Source organism: Ferrovum sp. PN-J185, assembly GCF_001581925.1.
GTDB lineage: Bacteria > Pseudomonadota > Gammaproteobacteria > Burkholderiales > Ferrovaceae > PN-J185.
This window is the reverse complement of the sequence record NZ_LQZA01000003.1, coordinates 54,946-69,750: the sequence shown is the minus strand read 5'-3', so window position 1 is coordinate 69,750 and position 14,805 is coordinate 54,946. Positions and strand designations below refer to the sequence as shown.

The window sequence follows — 14,805 nt, the reverse complement described above, 5'->3', positions numbered from 1 at the left end:
AAGCGACTATGGATGTAAGCGATATTAAAGATTATTTAGTGGGGTTACAAAAGCGTATCGTTAATCGCTGTCAGGAATTAGATGGGCAAACTTTCCGTTTTGATAGTTGGCAACGTCCTCAAGGTGGAGGAGGGATAAGTGCCTTGATCGAAGAGGGGAATCTGTTTGAACGAGGGGGCGTTAATTTCTCTCACGTTATGGGACAAGGTTTACCGCCTTCGGCCACTCAGCATCGCCCAGAGTTAGCTGGTCGTCGTTTTGAAGCGTTAGGTGTGTCCTTGGTTCTTCATCCAAGAAACCCTTATGTGCCCACAGTACATATGAATGTTCGTTGTTTTATTGCATTTGATGACCATAAAGAACCTGTGTGGTGGTTTGGTGGTGGGATGGATTTGACTCCTTATTATGGTTTTAAAGAGGATGCTGTTCACTTTCATGAAACTTGTCGCGCTGCATTGAATCCTTTTGGCGCTAACTATTATCCAACATATAAAAAATGGTGTGATGAGTATTTTTATTTAAAACACCGCCAAGAACCACGCGGTGTGGGTGGGATATTTTTTGATGACTTTAATGATCTTGGATGGGATCAATCTCGCGCCTTGTGGCAGAGTGTAGGAGATCATTTCATTGATGCTTATGCACCGATAGTTGAGAGACGTCGTGACCATGTCTACGGTGAAAGAGAACGGGACTTTCAAGCCTATCGCCGTGGACGTTATGTTGAATTTAATCTGGTATACGATCGAGGAACACTATTTGGTCTTCAATCTGGAGGTAGAACCGAATCCATTCTTATGTCTCTGCCACCTATAGTGCGTTGGCGCTATGATTGGAGCGCTGAACCAGGTAGTGCTGAAGCGAGTTTACTAACTGATTTTATTAATGGACGTGATTGGATTTAACGCGTGAGTACTTTTTGGCAACAAGTTGTTAATGGGTTAACTTTAGGTAGTATCTATGCATTAGTTGCGCTAGGTTATACCATGGTCTATGGCATTATGGAGCTGATCAATTTTGCTCATGGCGATGTGGTGATGATCGGCGCATTAATTGCACTTAGTATCAGTGAGATACTGGTTCACCAGGGTATATCATTACCCATCTCTCTTAGCGTTGCGATAGTGGTTTCAGTGTTGGTATGTATGGTACTTGGTTGGACCATTGAAAAAATAGCCTATCGCCCCCTTCGCCACGCACCAAAACTAGCACCATTAATTACAGCGATAGGCTTATCCTTATTGCTGCAGCAAATTGCTGCTCTCATTTGGGGTAAAAGTTATTTACCCTTTTCATACATCTTAACCAACACCAGTTGGTCTTGGAATGGCGTAGTTATTTCAGCATTGCAGGTTGATATATTTGTCTTATCTTTGCTGCTTATGTTTTTACTTTGGCAGCTTGTCCACCACACGAAACTAGGTCGTGCTATGCGAGCCACTGCGCAAAGTGTTGCCTTTGCGCAACTGATGGGAGTGAATACCGATCGTGTTATTTCCCAAACTTTTGTTATAGGCTCAGCACTGGCTGCTGTGGCTGGAGTAATGGATGTGATGTATTACGCTGTGGGTAACTACACCATGGGTTTTTTGTTGGGACTTAAAGCGTTTACTGCTGCTGTATTGGGTGGCATAGGTAATTTGAAAGGGGCTATGTTAGGTGGGTTGTTGTTAGGTGTAGTAGAAGCGCTTGGGGCGGGATATATTGGTGACATCACCCATGGTTTGTTTGGCAGTAACTATAAAGATGCGTTTGCTTTTCTGGTATTAATTTTAGTTTTGATTTTTAAGCCAAATGGTTTATTAGGTAGTAACACGCAGGAGAAGGTGTAATGAGAAAAAAATTATTGCTTCTCCTTACTGTATTGTTTTTGCCTTGGCTACTTTATTTTTCTATAGGGCAAAGCTGGGTCAGAATTGTTGATTTCTCTTTACTCTATCTCATGCTCTCTTTGGGATTAAATGTGGTGGTGGGCTATGCTGGATTACTTGATTTAGGTTATATCGCTTTTTTTGCCGTGGGGGCTTATTGCTACGCACTGTTATCCTCACCACAATTTGGCATACATTGGCCCCTACTGGCTATTCTTCCTCTTGGTGCTTTATGTGCTGGATTATTTGGTGTCTTATTAGGTGCCCCCACCTTGCGCTTAAAAGGGGATTACCTGGCTATTGTCACCTTAGGCTTTGGTGAAATTATTCGTATTTTTCTTAATAACTTATCTGCACCTGTGAATATTACTAATGGACCGCAAGGAATTAGTGATATTGATCCTTTGCATATGGGTTCTTTTGTTTTTAATCATAGCCTTTTACTTGGTGACATTAGAATACCCTCAGTCATCAATATTTATTACTTGTTCTTATTGGCAGTAATTATGACGATGATCTTCTCTTATCGATTAGAAAAATCCAGGGTAGGTCGAGCTTGGATGGCTATTAGAGAAGATGAGCTTGCTGCCTCATGCGTAGGAATACATACCAAACGCTATAAGTTATTGGCATTTGGTTTGGGTGCTACTATGGGCGGTTTGTCAGGCGGCTTGTTTGCTGGATTTCAGGGGTTTGTTAGTCCGGAGAGTTTTACTCTCATGGAGTCGGTCATGATTTTATGTATGGTTGTATTAGGTGGGATGGGGCACATACCTGGTGTTATTTTGGGGTCACTTTTATTGAGTATTCTGCCTGAGCTATTAAGAGAGACCGCGCATTGGCAACGTAGTTTATTTGGTCAGGTGATTGTTGACCCCGCTAATCTTCGTTTGATTATGTTTGCTTTGGCTTTGGTTGTTATGATGCTTGTTCGTCCGGAAGGGTTAATCCCTTCTGCACTAAGACGTAAGGAGATGCATCATGACTAATCTACTTGAAATCAATCAAGTCTCTAAACGCTTTGGTGGATTGGTGGCATTAAAGGAAGTCAGTATTCATATTCCAGAGCAAGCCATTGTGGGATTAATTGGTCCTAATGGAGCAGGAAAAACCACTCTATTTAATATTATTACGGGACTCTACCGCCCTGATCAGGGTGAGATATTGCTCAGAAATAAACCACTACCTGTTGGAATCCCTCATAAGGTAGCTCAACATGGTATTGCTAGAACTTTTCAGAATATTCGCTTATTTAATAATTTGACCGTTTTAGAAAATATTTTGGTTGGTCGACATATGCGCTCTCATTCGTCTGTGTTAGGGGCTATTTTTGATACCCAAAAAACCCGTCAAGAAGAACGCAATTTGCGTGAAAAAGCGCTGTTTTTTTTAAACTATGTGGGATTAACAAAGCGTGCTAATGATTACGCCAAAGTGCTCTCTTATGGTGACCAACGTCGTTTGGAAATAGCCAGGGCGCTTGCTACTGAGCCTCAATTATTGGCTCTGGACGAGCCGGCAGCAGGCATGAATATCAAAGAACGTAATGATTTAGCACTGCTAATCCAACAGATAAAGCAAGATGGGACTGCAGTACTTGTGATTGAGCACGACGTGAAATGGATTATGTCACTATGCCAACATATTACGGTATTAAATTTTGGCGAAGTGATTGCCACAGGCGATGCTGATACAGTACAAACTCATCCCAAAGTGATTGAGGCTTATTTAGGTAAAGGGCATCATCATGCTGCTTGAGGTCAAACAATTATCTGTTAGTTATGGCGGAATACAAGCGGTACGTGATATTAGTTTTCATATTAATTCTGGAGAAAGGGTAACTATTATTGGTGCTAATGGTGCCGGTAAAAGTAGTACTTTAAAAGCCTTGGCGGGATTAGTGCGTATCGAGAAGGGGACTGTTTTATTTAACGACAAATTAATTAATACTGTTCCCGCATTTTCTCGTGTATCGCAAGGCTTATGTTTAGTACCTGAAGGTCGAGGAATTTTTCAGCGTATGAGTATTGAAGAAAATTTATGGATGGGTGCATACTCTCGATCTGTTTCTTCATTAAAACAACATCTAGATCAAGTATATGCTATTTTTCCTCGACTCTATGAGCGACGTTTACAAAATGCTGGCACGCTCTCAGGCGGAGAACAGCAAATGCTGGCTATTGGCCGTGCGCTTCTCTCTCAACCACAATTACTTATGCTAGATGAGCCAAGCATGGGGTTAGCGCCGCAAATGGTTGACCATTTATTTGAAATTATTGGTCGTGTAGTTGAAACGGGAGTAAGTTTGTTATTAATTGAGCAAAATGCTCGGTTAGCATTAAATCTATGCGACAGGGCTTATGTGATGGATACAGGAGAGATTGTCTTGGCAGAGAGTGCTGCGGCCTGTTTAAACCATCCCTTGGTGCAACAGGCCTACTTAGGTTAGTGGTTATTGATTATTGATGGGTACTTTCTTCCCGTTCTGCCATTCATAAAGTGTGACTTCACCATCCTTAAGATCACCTTTATCATCAAAGGCTATATTAGCGGTCACTCCATCATAATGAATAGTGGGCATAACTTTCACATATACTTGAGGATCAACTGACTGCGCTTTTTTCATGGCTGCAATCATCACCCCTACAGCATCATAGGCATAGGGAGCATAGTCTTGAATATCACCGTATTTCGCTTTAAATCGGGTTTGAAAGTCTACGCCTTTGGGCATTTTGTTAAGTGGTACACCAGGAAGGCTACAAAAACTACCCTGAGCAGCAGCGCCGGCAAGTTGAGCAAATTCAATTGAACAGCCACCGTCACCCGTTAAAAAGATTGATTTATCACGTAGATCACGCAGTTGTTTTAGCATAGGGCCACTTTGCGCATCCATACCGCCATAAAAAATAACATCAGGTGACTTACCTTTAATACGCGTTAAGATAGCACTAAAATCTGTACTGTGATCATCTGTGTGTTCACGAGAAACGATCTCGACACCCTGTAAGCTTTTCGCATATTCATCTGCTAACCCTTGCCCATAGGAAGTGGCATCGTCAATGATAGCAACCCGCTTGGCTTTAAGATGTTGACTTGTGAATTGCGCCAAGACTTTGCCCTGCTGTATATCGTTAGCCATAACACGGAAAGCGGTTTTAAAACCTTGTTGGGTATATTTGGGATTGGTCGCTGAAGGAGAAATCTGAACAATTCCTGCATCAGAGTATATGCGTGAAGCAGGAATTGTCGTTCCCGAATTCAAATGCCCCACTACACCATTCACTTTTTGATCAGCAAATTTTTGTGCAACGATAGTACCGGTTTTAGGATCAGCCGCATCATCTTCACTTTGTAGGGTGAAATGTATTTTTTTGCCATTAATAACGATATGCTCTTTATTCGCATCATCAACAGCCAGTTGTGCTCCATTGGCGTTGTCTTGACCTAGGTGTGATTGTGGACCCGTTAAAGGTGCCGCAGAGCCAATTAGTACCTCCAGTGTATCGCTGGAAGTAGAAGGACTACTTTTTTGACAACTTGAAAGAAGTGCTAGAGCGGTTAATAAAATAGTAGTCTTGACTGCGTGTTTAACATCCATAAAATTAACCGCTCCTTATTTGTTTATCTGCTTAAAACCCATTTTAAAATAGTGTGTAAATCCGCATCAGAGACTGTTTTTTGGGCAGGCATAGCCATGGCACCCCATACGCCTCCACCACCGTTTCTTACTTTATGAAAGAGTTTATCTTCAATACCGGCAACACCTTGGTATTTTTTAGCGACATCTTTGTAAGCGGGGCCTACAATTTTATGGTCAACAGCGTGACATGACAGGCAGCCGTGTTGAGCCGCAAGAGTCTCACCCTTTTCTGCAGCAAAAGTGGTGAATGAAAGGCAAGCTAGTGAAAGGGCTAGAGTTGAAGACACGAGTTTATTCATTTTTTTCTCCCAAAAAATAATTACCAAAGGCAGTATCAACGTTCTCGTTGTCGGTTTTCTTCGTTTTTGTTACTTTCTACCTGCCATATAAAAAGCTTTATTATTCACTTTTTATAATAGCCGATTTTAATGAAGTTCTCCATAGCCAAATGCCGACAATAACCATGGGTAAGCTTAACCATTGACCCATACTGAGACCAAAAGTAAGTAAACCAAGAAAATTATCTGGTTCGCGTGTGAATTCAACTAAAAATCGGAAGCTACCGTAACCCATTAAAAAATAAGAGGACAATACCCCTATTGGGCGTTGGCGTCGACTTGCTATAACGAGAATAGTACCAAGCACTAGTCCCTCAAGTATGGCTTCATAGATTTGTGACGGATGGCGCGCTATGAGATCTGTTTGAGGAAAAACCATACCCCATGGCAAAGAAGTAGGGCGTCCTGGTAATTCTCCGTTTATGAAGTTACCAAGGCGACCAAATCCTAATCCGAAAGTAACTAAGGGCGCAACAAAGTCAGTAACCTCTAACCAGCGCCGTTGTGTTTTTCTAGCAAATAACATACTGCCAATCGTTACTCCTAAAAAACCACCATGAAAAGACATTCCCCCTTGCCATACAGCAAAGATATCAAGAGGATGAGAAAAATAATAGTCAGGTTTATAAAAGAGTACGTAACCTAAACGACCACCCAAAACAACACCAAAAACAACGTACGTTAGAAATTGATCTACTTCATCAACGTCCCATTTTAGCCATGGCTGTGTCTTGGCACGCCAATGACCCACGTAAGACCCTGCAAGAAAGCCAAACAGGTACATCAAGCCGTACCAGCGCACAGCAAGAGGGCCAATATGAATGGCCACAGGGTCAAAGTTTGGATGTACCAGCATGATGATCAACCTTACTTAACTTAACGTAAAACCAGATTATACGCATTAAACTATTTGGCAGTGTACAGATACTCTTTGGTTGCTAAATCTATGTTGGGTAGACATTTAGATAGGCATCAGTTTTACAGTTCGTGATTTAACTGATGCCTGAGAAGTGACAAGTATTATTAGTGTTGTGGTAAATGTGGTTCCATGACACGTCTAAATAAACCAGGGAAGTTAGCCAATGTTCCCATAACGGCATATCCATAAGGCATTTGTGGAGCCTCTGGAACGTTTTCAAGGCCATTCAAATCTTTTCCTGGATTAATGTGGTGATCAACATGGCGGCAATTATTAAATGAGACTACGGTTGTAATCCAATTGTTACAATCCCAGGTATGTTGAGGGCCAACGCGCTCATAACGACCGTTAACTTGATTGCGGTGTAATGCCCAGTGTTGTATGAAAGTGATGGAGGCATCTACCATATACATCACTATGGTTTGTGCCATCATAAATACAACGCCTTTGAAACCTGCAAAATAGCCAATGATGATATTTAAAACAATATAAAAGAAGATGGGACCATACACTTCAGACCAAATGTTTCTTCGGGCTGTAGCAATTTCAATACCTAAACGTAGTTGCTTGATCATGTTACGTTTAGAAAAACTGGTTAAATTGTCACTAACATGTGTGTAAAGACTGTCTTTTGGGGTACCAACAAGAACATGATGACCTGCGCCATGTTCTTGTGTGTAATGACCAAAACAAACCGTAGTAAAAAACCATTTAGCAAGGCGTTTATCCCAAATAGAACGACTGTGTCCTAATTCATGACCTAACGCATTGCCTGAGCCACCAGCTGCATACCCTGATCCTGCTCCGGCTAGAATAACCAACCACCAAGGATAATTAACGGCTAATAAGGCACCAACAATACCTTGAATGGTAATAACGGCAATAATGACTCGCAATACGCCGAAACGCCAATAGGGAATCGGTCCTTGGTAGCGATGAAATACCAATTCAAGGATTGGTAAAGCAATAAGGCCAATCCATAAGGGCCAACCAGGATGCCCAAGTATCAGACATAAGCTTGGCAGCCAGGCAAAAATAATAGCAATCAAGGCACCTAATAGTGCCACGGGGTGATAAATAGGTTGTCTTATTGAAGTATTCATGGTTACAAAATGATGACAAAAAATACGGATCCGTACTAAATTATATCAATTGTAAGACAAAACTAGCAAATAGTAGTTCACGATGATTTGATTTTAGACAAACTACTTATCGATTGTTACTATTTACAGTCATTGTGTAAAATCGTATAAATTTTATATGCAATTTGATATTAGGTAGAATAAGAAGTTTAATTTAATTATTTTTTGGATGTAATTCAAAATGGCGAGTGGAACTATACAACCAGTCATTTTGTGCGGGGGGAGTGGGACACGCTTGTGGCCTTTATCTAGAAAAGCTTTCCCTAAACAATTTGTACCTTTAATTAATAACAAGAGTTTGTTACAGCTCACTTTTGAAAGAGTGAAGCAATTAAACCCATCTGTTCTAACGGTATCCTCTGAGGAACATCGGTTTTTGGTGGATGATGCGGCTCAACAGGCTGAGGTCAATGCCGTTCATTTATTAGAACCTGTTGCAAGAAATACGGCTGCTGCAATACTGTACGCGGCACTGTATGTTAAGCACGATGAGGATTTGTTGTTATTTTGTCCGGCAGATCACCATATTCCAGATCACTTGGCTTTTTCTAAAATGATTAGTGAAGCTAAGCATGCAGCCCAAGCGGGATACCTTGTCACCTTTGGTGTGGTGCCAACAGAACCCAGTACGGCCTATGGCTATATCCAGGCTAGTGAGGAAAAAGTCCCTCATTCAACAGTAAATTTTGTAAAAGGATTTATTGAAAAGCCCAATTTAACACGCGCTATAGAGTTATTGAGTAACCCACATTGTTTATGGAATGCGGGAATATTCTTAATGCGTAAGGATGCTCTCATTCAAGCTTGTGCACGCTACGCACCTGATATTCTCGCGGCAGTGAATAAGGCATATTTAACCCAACAAACGGACCAACATTTTGTACGTGTCAGTCAAGCGGAATACCAAACTATTCCATCCCATCCCATTGACACAGCGTTATTTGAAAAAGCGGATAACGTGGCAGTGATGCCATTCTCTGGTGTATGGAGTGACGTTGGTAGTTGGAATGCGTTGGCGCAACTCACAGAACCTGATAATCAGGGGAATCGATTAGAGGGACAAGCCCATGTCTTGGATAGCCAAAATAATTATATCTATGCTCAACATCGACCGGTTGTCGCTCTGGGTGTAACTGATCTGATTATTGTTGATACACAAGATGCCTTGTTGGTGACCCATAAAGATCAGGTTGAAAAAGTAAAGCAAGTAGTTAGTCATTTACAAGAAGCTGAGGTCCCTGAAGCACTTCAGCACCGACGTGTTCCAAGACCGTGGGGCGAGTTTGATTCAGTAGATCGAGGTGAACGTTTTCAAGTGAAAAGAATCACAGTCAAGCCCGGCGGAAGGTTATCTTTACAAATGCATCACCATCGTGCCGAGCATTGGGTAGTGGTAAAAGGAACTGCGACTGTTACTCGTGATGAAGATATATTGACTTTATCTGAGAACCAATCTATCTATATTCCCTTAGGTATTAAACATCGTCTTGAAAATTTAACAACAGAACCACTGGAAATTATTGAAGTTCAATCAGGTGGATATTTAGGGGAAGATGACATTGTGCGTTTTGACGACGGTTATGGGAGAAGTTAATGGCAATTAAAGCTGTGGTATTCGATGCGTACGGTACTTTATTTGATGTCTATTCAGTTGGCGTGTTAGCAGAAGAGCTTTTCCCAGGTAACGGGCAAGCATTGTCACAAATTTGGCGTGATAAGCAAATTGAATATACTCGTCTTATTACGCAGAGTGATCCTCATAACCCTCAGGGAAGCCAATATTATTTACCGTTTGAAGAAATAACCCGTTGCGCTTTGCGTTATGCATGTAAGCGATTGTCATTGCTATTAAACGATGACAAAGAGCGTCAACTAATGGATGCTTATAATCAGTTAACTCCTTTTCCAGAAAATTTATCTGTTTTACGAGCCTTGCACGAAAAGAAAATCAATACGGCAATCCTATCAAACGGGTCCCATGAGATGTTAAATAAAGTAGTTAAAGCGGCAGGATTTGATGCTTACTTAAATGCCATTTTAACAGTGGAGCCGGTACGTTTATTTAAAACTGCTCCTGAAACTTACAACTTAGCTCTCAACCAATTTGCTTGTCATAAGCAAGACATTCTTTTTGTATCAAGTAACGGTTGGGATGCGTTGGGTGCTACCTGGTTTGGCTTTAAAACTTTTTGGGTGAATCGATATAATTTCCCTTTAGAGGAAATAGGCCCTCATCCCACTAAAGTGGGCCGTCAGTTAACAGATATATTAGATTTGCTCAATTAATATGAAAAAGTGGTATGTGGTTCAAGCAAAACCGCGTGATGAAGAGCGTGCTGAACTCGAGCTCGCCAATCAGGGGTTTACTATTTATTTACCTAAAATTGTTGTTGAGAAGAAAAAAAGTAATAAGATTCAAAAAGTACAAGAGCCTTTGTTTCCGCGTTATTTGTTTATACAACTTGATTACACCCATGATGACAGCTACACCATTCGATCAACTCGAGGGGTAGGAAGTGGGCTACTGCTCTTTGGAGGCACACCGGCTATTGTGCCAGATGTAATTATTGAAGATATTAGAAGCATGTGTGAGAACTCCGCAGCTTATCCTAAACCTCTTTATCAACAAGGTGATACGTTACTTGTTAGAGAGGGACCCTTTAAAGGATTGATAGGGGTACTCGAGAAAATCAATGCAGCAAGTACTGGAGAAGCCAGGGTATTGGTATTGATTGAGTTATTAGGTAAGATTCAACGCTTAACATTTCCTATTAATCAAGTTACTTTGGCTTAATTGAAATCTTGATTGAGTAAATAAGCAAGACGAATTCCTGCCTCTTCTAATTGAATTTTTGCGATGCGTTGTGCTTCGATAATATGTTGTTGATGATTATAAAAGTTTTTATCATGACTCATTAACAATGGCTCATAGATCAATTGTCTTGCTGTTCCAAAAGACTCCTTAGTCCAATCTAGTAGCGTTCCTTTCTGCCAATTACGTAAATTGTCGTTGGTAATTTCTTTATTGAGCATAAAAGCAATTTGATTGGGATCAGAGCCTAATGACAAGACAATAGTTGTATCCCAAAAATGATGTAAGTTAATTTGTTTTTGCTGAAAGAAGATTTTTACTCTATTGCCACCACTATCATGATGATCGCTGGCATGAAGTGGTTGGTGTAAGTCCCCCATAAAATGAACTAAGAACTTCATAGCCAAGATAGCTTCTTGTTGTTCCCTAGGGTTAGAGCTCGCGTAAAAACGTTTTAGCTCGTCAGAAAACTCTTTGATTTTGTGGGTAACGCAGTCATGACTAGGCCCCTCACTGGCAAATCCCGGATTACTTGGAAAATGAAAACAGGCTTTATCTAGATTCGGATGGTCAATGTTCAGATCAATAAAATGCCATAAATGGGTATGTTGATAGGCATCGTTGCCATCACTACTTTTTTGACTACGATAGCGATCAGCCCAAGTGGCCATAGCTATAGGTGTCTTTGCCGTAAGTGTACTATTATCTTTTTCTAGTAGTGATTCAATGGCTGCTTTACTATGCTGATTCAAGTGTTGCCAGGCGATGGCCATGACCACTTCATGACCGACATCACCCCACGCAAAGACAGTGGAACAAAAAAAGGACAAAATTAGTCCAATTAAACCTTGATAGTAAATCAAAGCCCTAGGATAATATCTTTTTATATGTTTTTTATGGAGAAATTGAGCCATGTCAGCAAGAGATGTCATTGATAATCAAGTTAAATCAAATAAGGTTGTGTTGTATATGAAAGGCAGTCCTGATTTCCCTCAGTGTGGCTTTTCAGCAAATGCAGTTAAAATTTTACGTGCCAGTGGTGTGAATGACTTTTTGGCTGTAGATGTTCTCCAAGACCCTGAAATTCGTCAAGGTATTAAAGAATATGCCAATTGGCCAACCATTCCCCAACTTTACATCAATGGTGAATTCATTGGTGGTTCAGATATTATGACTGAAATGTATCAAAGTGGTGAATTAAAAGATATTATTTAACCTTGACTTCGCGCGGCCTCACGAATCACTTTCTCACGATAAGCATCAAGCCGCGCGATGTATTCTCTTGTTGTTTTAGGCATGGGTGTGCGAGCGCGGATTATGTCGCTAACAATAGCTTGTCCTTGAGAGATGAGTCTCACCCCTTCATCCTGTAATCGATTGTATTCCAAGCTGGCATCTACTTTGGGTTGCGGGCGAAATGACAACAATTTTTCACTGGCCACCACAAAGTTAGGCCATACAGTAAAAATAGCATTATCTGTTTGTAACGTTTCAACTTTTAAATGGGCTGTCCGAGTGACTTCTTCAATTAGTGGTTGTATGCCATCGTATGCACTTTCTGGCAAAAAGGTTTTGGTTAAAGCTTGACCAATACGATCAACGTCACGCATGGTGGAGGCGATTTTGATGTAGCGACTCTCATAAAAAGCGTCCACTGGAATAGAGAAAGCATGAAGAGGCTCTCCCCATAACTCATCAATACCTTCTTCACCGCTGCGATGTAATACTAATCTACCTAAACTTAATGCTTCTTGAAGGCAGCGGCCACATTCACGTAATAGTCCGTTATCAGAACCAATTTCGACCCCAAGTTCTTGTATTTCAACTAATTTAGTAATGATGTCTGTGGCACGATTAAACAGAGATCCTGCCAACATGGCCCCTTTCACTCGTTTTAGGCTGGGGTCAATTTCTTCTTCATAACTCAGTCGTGCTTGATTTAAGCGAGAACCAGGAATATTTATCCCGTGCTCTACATGATTAAACAAACGTCTTGTTAGCGCAGTAATTAATTGCTTTTTGGCGGTTAAAGAGTCGGCAGGTGGAGTGTAGTATTTAATCCAATAACCATCATAAAAAACTCGTTCTACACCATTAACATTACGGCGTGATCCTGGTAGGGTAGCTTCTCGATCCATAATTAAGTCGTCTTTATAGGACTATGCAACATAATTTTACACTAATTTAGCGCAAAATCCCGCTTGTTAATCTGGGTAGCCGATTTAAATCTTGATAGGTCTTTATATGGTTAAAGCCGGCTTCTTTCATCAATGCATGGACAGGATTTTCTTGATCATAACCATGTTCAACAAGTAAATAGCCCGGTCTTGTCAGAAAACGTGGTGCTTCAGTAATAATATGTTGCAATGCTTGCGTCCCACGCCAAGGGGAGGTTAAGGCTAGTTGTGGCTCAAAGGGTAAACCATCTTCAGTTAAGTGGGTGTCTCCCTCAGCAATATAAGGGGGATTGGACACGATAATGTCATAGTGTCCTGAAACATTGTTATACCAATCACTGTGTAGCCAAGACAGCTGAGTTACTCTTTCTTTTAATAGCCGGCTGGCGTTATCTTGAGCTACAGCTAACGCATCAATAGAAACATCAACGGCAGTCATTTCTATATGAGGACACAGTGCACACAATGTAATAGCAATTGCCCCTGAGCCAGTACCCAAATCAAGGCAGCGTGGATGGCTGAGTGAGTTAAGCAGTGGAACAGCAGTATCAATTAATAATTCCGTATCCGCCCGAGGAATAAGAACCGCAGGATTCACCTTAAATGATAGTCCATAGAACTCTTGTTCCCCAATTACATAGGCTAAGGGTTCACCAAGGTGTAGGCGTTGCAGAAGCTGATGAAACAAACTAGTTTGCGCCTCGCTAAGACTATCATTGGCATGAGCTAATAAATAAGCGTAGTTTTGTTGAGTGAGATATTCGACTAGTCGACGTCTTTCAAGAGACAAAGGGGCGCTTTTATTGAGTGCCTCAGCTATAATCACTCTTCACCTAGATTTGCCAATAATTCCGCTTGATGCTCAGCCATAAGAATTGAGGTTAATTCGTTAATATCGCCGTCCATGATGGCATCGATTTTATATAGTGTAAGGTTAATGCGATGGTCAGTCACTCTGCCTTGTGGGAAGTTATATGTGCGGATACGTTCTGATCTGTCACCACTACCAATGAGTGATTTTCTGGTGGCGGCTTCTTTTGCTTGCTGCTCCCTTAATTGTTTGTCTCTAATACGAGCTACCAACACAGCCATCGCCTGTGCTTTATTTTTATGTTGACTGCGACCGTCTTGGCACTCAACCACAATACCGGTTGGGATATGGGTGATACGAACTGCAGAATCGGTTTTATTGATGTGTTGTCCACCAGCGCCACTTGCACGAAAGGTATCAATACGTAATTCGGCAGGATTGAGTGTGACATCAGCCACTTCGTCAGCTTCAGGCATCACCGCTACAGTACACGCAGAGGTGTGAATTCTTCCTTGTGTTTCAGTTTCCGGAACACGTTGCACACGATGTCCACCCGATTCAAACTTAAGACGTGAGTAGGCGCCGTGCCCTTCAATTCTAAAAATAATCTCTTTAAATCCACCCACTTCCCCATCGCTGTGTGAAATAATTTCGATAGGCCAACCTTGTCGTTCTGCGTAACGTGAGTACATGCGAAATAATGAGCCAGCAAATAAGGCTGATTCGTCTCCTCCTGTCCCTGCTCTAATTTCCATGAATATATTGCGATCATCATTAGGGTCTTTAGGGAGAAGCTCTTTTTGTATTTGATTTTCAATAGACTCAATATGTTCTCTACCAGATTTAATTTCTTCCTCTGCAAACTCTTTGAGCTCTGGATCTTGTAACATCAGTTGAGCAGCATCAATATCTTGGTTGGTTTGTTGGTATTGATGAAATAACTGTACTACCGGTGTGATTTCAGCATGCTCTTTTGTTAGTTTGCGATATTGATCCATATCGTCAGTGACGTTAGGGTTGGATAACAATGCATCAATTTCAGTGAGGCGCTGATCAAGTGCAATCAGCCTCGTTTTAAGTGAATCTTTCATGTGT

General features: G+C 41.2%; 17 protein-coding genes. 9 read left to right on the top strand and 8 right to left on the bottom strand.

Annotation, left to right across the window (positions count from 1 at the left end; all coding sequences use genetic code 11):
- Positions 1 to 8: 8 nt before the first annotated feature.
- Genes hemF through FV185_RS06385 form a run of 5 tightly spaced genes read left to right on the top strand, consistent with a single transcriptional unit; the run spans position 9 to position 4,320 of the window.
- Complete coding sequence (gene hemF / locus FV185_RS06405) at positions 9 to 905, top strand: oxygen-dependent coproporphyrinogen oxidase (protein WP_067495263.1); 897 nt, start codon at positions 9 to 11, stop codon at positions 903 to 905.
- Between the two features lie 3 nt (positions 906 to 908).
- Positions 909 to 1,832, top strand: a complete 924-nt coding sequence (locus FV185_RS06400; RefSeq protein ID WP_067495260.1) for a branched-chain amino acid ABC transporter permease — start codon at positions 909 to 911, stop codon at positions 1,830 to 1,832.
- Entirely contained in the window at positions 1,832 to 2,860 is a 1,029-nt protein-coding gene (locus tag FV185_RS06395; RefSeq protein WP_067495257.1) for a branched-chain amino acid ABC transporter permease, read from the top strand. The genes FV185_RS06400 and FV185_RS06395 overlap by 1 nt, the downstream gene beginning before the upstream one ends.
- Positions 2,853 to 3,629, top strand: coding sequence for an ABC transporter ATP-binding protein (locus tag FV185_RS06390; protein WP_067495254.1), 777 nt, complete (start codon positions 2,853 to 2,855; stop codon positions 3,627 to 3,629). The genes FV185_RS06395 and FV185_RS06390 overlap by 8 nt, the downstream gene beginning before the upstream one ends.
- A complete protein-coding gene (locus FV185_RS06385; RefSeq protein WP_067495251.1) occupies positions 3,619 to 4,320 on the top strand; it encodes an ABC transporter ATP-binding protein in 702 nt (233 codons plus the stop codon). The genes FV185_RS06390 and FV185_RS06385 overlap by 11 nt, the downstream gene beginning before the upstream one ends.
- A gap of 3 nt (positions 4,321 to 4,323) precedes the next feature.
- Here the strand turns inward: FV185_RS06385 and FV185_RS06380 are convergent, their stop codons facing one another.
- From FV185_RS06380 to FV185_RS06365, 4 genes are all read right to left on the bottom strand, one after another.
- Positions 4,324 to 5,469, bottom strand: a complete 1,146-nt coding sequence (locus FV185_RS06380; protein WP_067495248.1) for a branched-chain amino acid ABC transporter substrate-binding protein — start codon at positions 5,467 to 5,469, stop codon at positions 4,324 to 4,326.
- 23 nt (positions 5,470 to 5,492) lie between these two features.
- The gene (locus FV185_RS06375) at positions 5,493 to 5,810 is read right to left on the bottom strand and encodes a c-type cytochrome (RefSeq protein WP_067495245.1); all 318 of its coding nucleotides are present in this window, start codon (positions 5,808 to 5,810) and stop codon (positions 5,493 to 5,495) included.
- A gap of 100 nt (positions 5,811 to 5,910) precedes the next feature.
- On the bottom strand, positions 5,911 to 6,705 hold the full coding sequence (gene lgt, locus FV185_RS06370; RefSeq protein ID WP_082787065.1) for a prolipoprotein diacylglyceryl transferase: 795 nt from the start codon (positions 6,703 to 6,705) through the stop codon (positions 5,911 to 5,913).
- A gap of 167 nt (positions 6,706 to 6,872) precedes the next feature.
- Positions 6,873 to 7,871 carry a fatty acid desaturase gene (locus tag FV185_RS06365; protein ID WP_067495242.1) on the bottom strand — a complete coding sequence of 333 codons (999 nt, stop codon included), beginning with the start codon at positions 7,869 to 7,871 and terminating at the stop codon, positions 6,873 to 6,875.
- Positions 7,872 to 8,091: 220 nt separating this feature from the next.
- On the opposite strand from FV185_RS06365, the gene FV185_RS06360 reads away from it, so the two are divergent.
- The 3 genes from FV185_RS06360 to rfaH are packed head-to-tail and all read left to right on the top strand — an operon-like array spanning position 8,092 to position 10,704.
- A complete protein-coding gene (locus tag FV185_RS06360) occupies positions 8,092 to 9,504 on the top strand; it encodes a mannose-1-phosphate guanylyltransferase/mannose-6-phosphate isomerase (protein ID WP_067495240.1) in 1,413 nt (470 codons plus the stop codon).
- Positions 9,504 to 10,196, top strand: coding sequence for a haloacid dehalogenase type II (locus FV185_RS06355; protein ID WP_067495237.1), 693 nt, complete (start codon positions 9,504 to 9,506; stop codon positions 10,194 to 10,196). The genes FV185_RS06360 and FV185_RS06355 overlap by 1 nt, the downstream gene beginning before the upstream one ends.
- Before the next feature lies 1 nt (position 10,197).
- Positions 10,198 to 10,704 (top strand): transcription/translation regulatory transformer protein RfaH, encoded by a 507-nt coding sequence (gene rfaH / locus FV185_RS06350; protein WP_067495234.1) that lies wholly within the window; start codon positions 10,198 to 10,200, stop codon positions 10,702 to 10,704.
- Here rfaH and FV185_RS06345 read toward each other — a convergent pair.
- A complete protein-coding gene (locus FV185_RS06345) occupies positions 10,701 to 11,654 on the bottom strand; it encodes a S1/P1 nuclease (RefSeq protein ID WP_067495231.1) in 954 nt (317 codons plus the stop codon). The two genes, rfaH and FV185_RS06345, sit on opposite strands and share 4 nt — an antisense overlap.
- Between FV185_RS06345 and grxD the strand changes: the two genes are divergently transcribed.
- A complete protein-coding gene (grxD, locus tag FV185_RS06340) occupies positions 11,635 to 11,937 on the top strand; it encodes a Grx4 family monothiol glutaredoxin (protein WP_067495228.1) in 303 nt (100 codons plus the stop codon). The two genes, FV185_RS06345 and grxD, sit on opposite strands and share 20 nt — an antisense overlap.
- On the opposite strand, the gene FV185_RS06335 is transcribed toward grxD, so the two are convergent.
- From FV185_RS06335 to prfA, 3 genes are read right to left on the bottom strand one after another with little or no spacing between them, the layout of a single operon-like run.
- A complete protein-coding gene (locus tag FV185_RS06335) occupies positions 11,934 to 12,860 on the bottom strand; it encodes a hypothetical protein (RefSeq protein ID WP_067495224.1) in 927 nt (308 codons plus the stop codon). The two genes, grxD and FV185_RS06335, sit on opposite strands and share 4 nt — an antisense overlap.
- A 46-nt stretch (positions 12,861 to 12,906) precedes the next feature.
- Entirely contained in the window at positions 12,907 to 13,725 is an 819-nt protein-coding gene (gene prmC / locus FV185_RS06330) for a peptide chain release factor N(5)-glutamine methyltransferase (protein ID WP_067495221.1), read from the bottom strand.
- On the bottom strand, positions 13,722 to 14,801 hold the full coding sequence (prfA, locus tag FV185_RS06325) for a peptide chain release factor 1 (protein WP_067495218.1): 1,080 nt from the start codon (positions 14,799 to 14,801) through the stop codon (positions 13,722 to 13,724). Before prfA ends, prmC begins: the two co-directional genes overlap by 4 nt.
- Between the last annotated feature and the right edge of the window lie 4 nt (positions 14,802 to 14,805).

What these genes read in the sequence shown, in the direction of transcription:
- hemF (WP_067495263.1), top strand. Translation starts at nt 9, where the DNA reads ATGGATGTAAGCGATATTAAAGATTATTTAGTGGGGTTACAAAAGCGT.
- FV185_RS06375 (WP_067495245.1), bottom strand. Translation starts at nt 5,810, where the DNA reads ATGAATAAACTCGTGTCTTCAACTCTAGCCCTTTCACTAGCTTGCCTT.
- FV185_RS06335 (WP_067495224.1), bottom strand. Translation starts at nt 12,860, where the DNA reads ATGGATCGAGAAGCTACCCTACCAGGATCACGCCGTAATGTTAATGGT.
- FV185_RS06390 (WP_067495254.1), top strand. Translation starts at nt 2,853, where the DNA reads ATGACTAATCTACTTGAAATCAATCAAGTCTCTAAACGCTTTGGTGGA.
- FV185_RS06385 (WP_067495251.1), top strand. Translation starts at nt 3,619, where the DNA reads ATGCTGCTTGAGGTCAAACAATTATCTGTTAGTTATGGCGGAATACAA.
- FV185_RS06355 (WP_067495237.1), top strand. Translation starts at nt 9,504, where the DNA reads ATGGCAATTAAAGCTGTGGTATTCGATGCGTACGGTACTTTATTTGAT.
- FV185_RS06345 (WP_067495231.1), bottom strand. Translation starts at nt 11,654, where the DNA reads ATGACATCTCTTGCTGACATGGCTCAATTTCTCCATAAAAAACATATA.
- rfaH (WP_067495234.1), top strand. Translation starts at nt 10,198, where the DNA reads ATGAAAAAGTGGTATGTGGTTCAAGCAAAACCGCGTGATGAAGAGCGT.
- grxD (WP_067495228.1), top strand. Translation starts at nt 11,635, where the DNA reads ATGTCAGCAAGAGATGTCATTGATAATCAAGTTAAATCAAATAAGGTT.
- FV185_RS06360 (WP_067495240.1), top strand. Translation starts at nt 8,092, where the DNA reads ATGGCGAGTGGAACTATACAACCAGTCATTTTGTGCGGGGGGAGTGGG.
- FV185_RS06380 (WP_067495248.1), bottom strand. Translation starts at nt 5,469, where the DNA reads ATGGATGTTAAACACGCAGTCAAGACTACTATTTTATTAACCGCTCTA.
- lgt (WP_082787065.1), bottom strand. Translation starts at nt 6,705, where the DNA reads ATGCTGGTACATCCAAACTTTGACCCTGTGGCCATTCATATTGGCCCT.
- FV185_RS06395 (WP_067495257.1), top strand. Translation starts at nt 1,832, where the DNA reads ATGAGAAAAAAATTATTGCTTCTCCTTACTGTATTGTTTTTGCCTTGG.
- prfA (WP_067495218.1), bottom strand. Translation starts at nt 14,801, where the DNA reads ATGAAAGATTCACTTAAAACGAGGCTGATTGCACTTGATCAGCGCCTC.
- FV185_RS06365 (WP_067495242.1), bottom strand. Translation starts at nt 7,871, where the DNA reads ATGAATACTTCAATAAGACAACCTATTTATCACCCCGTGGCACTATTA.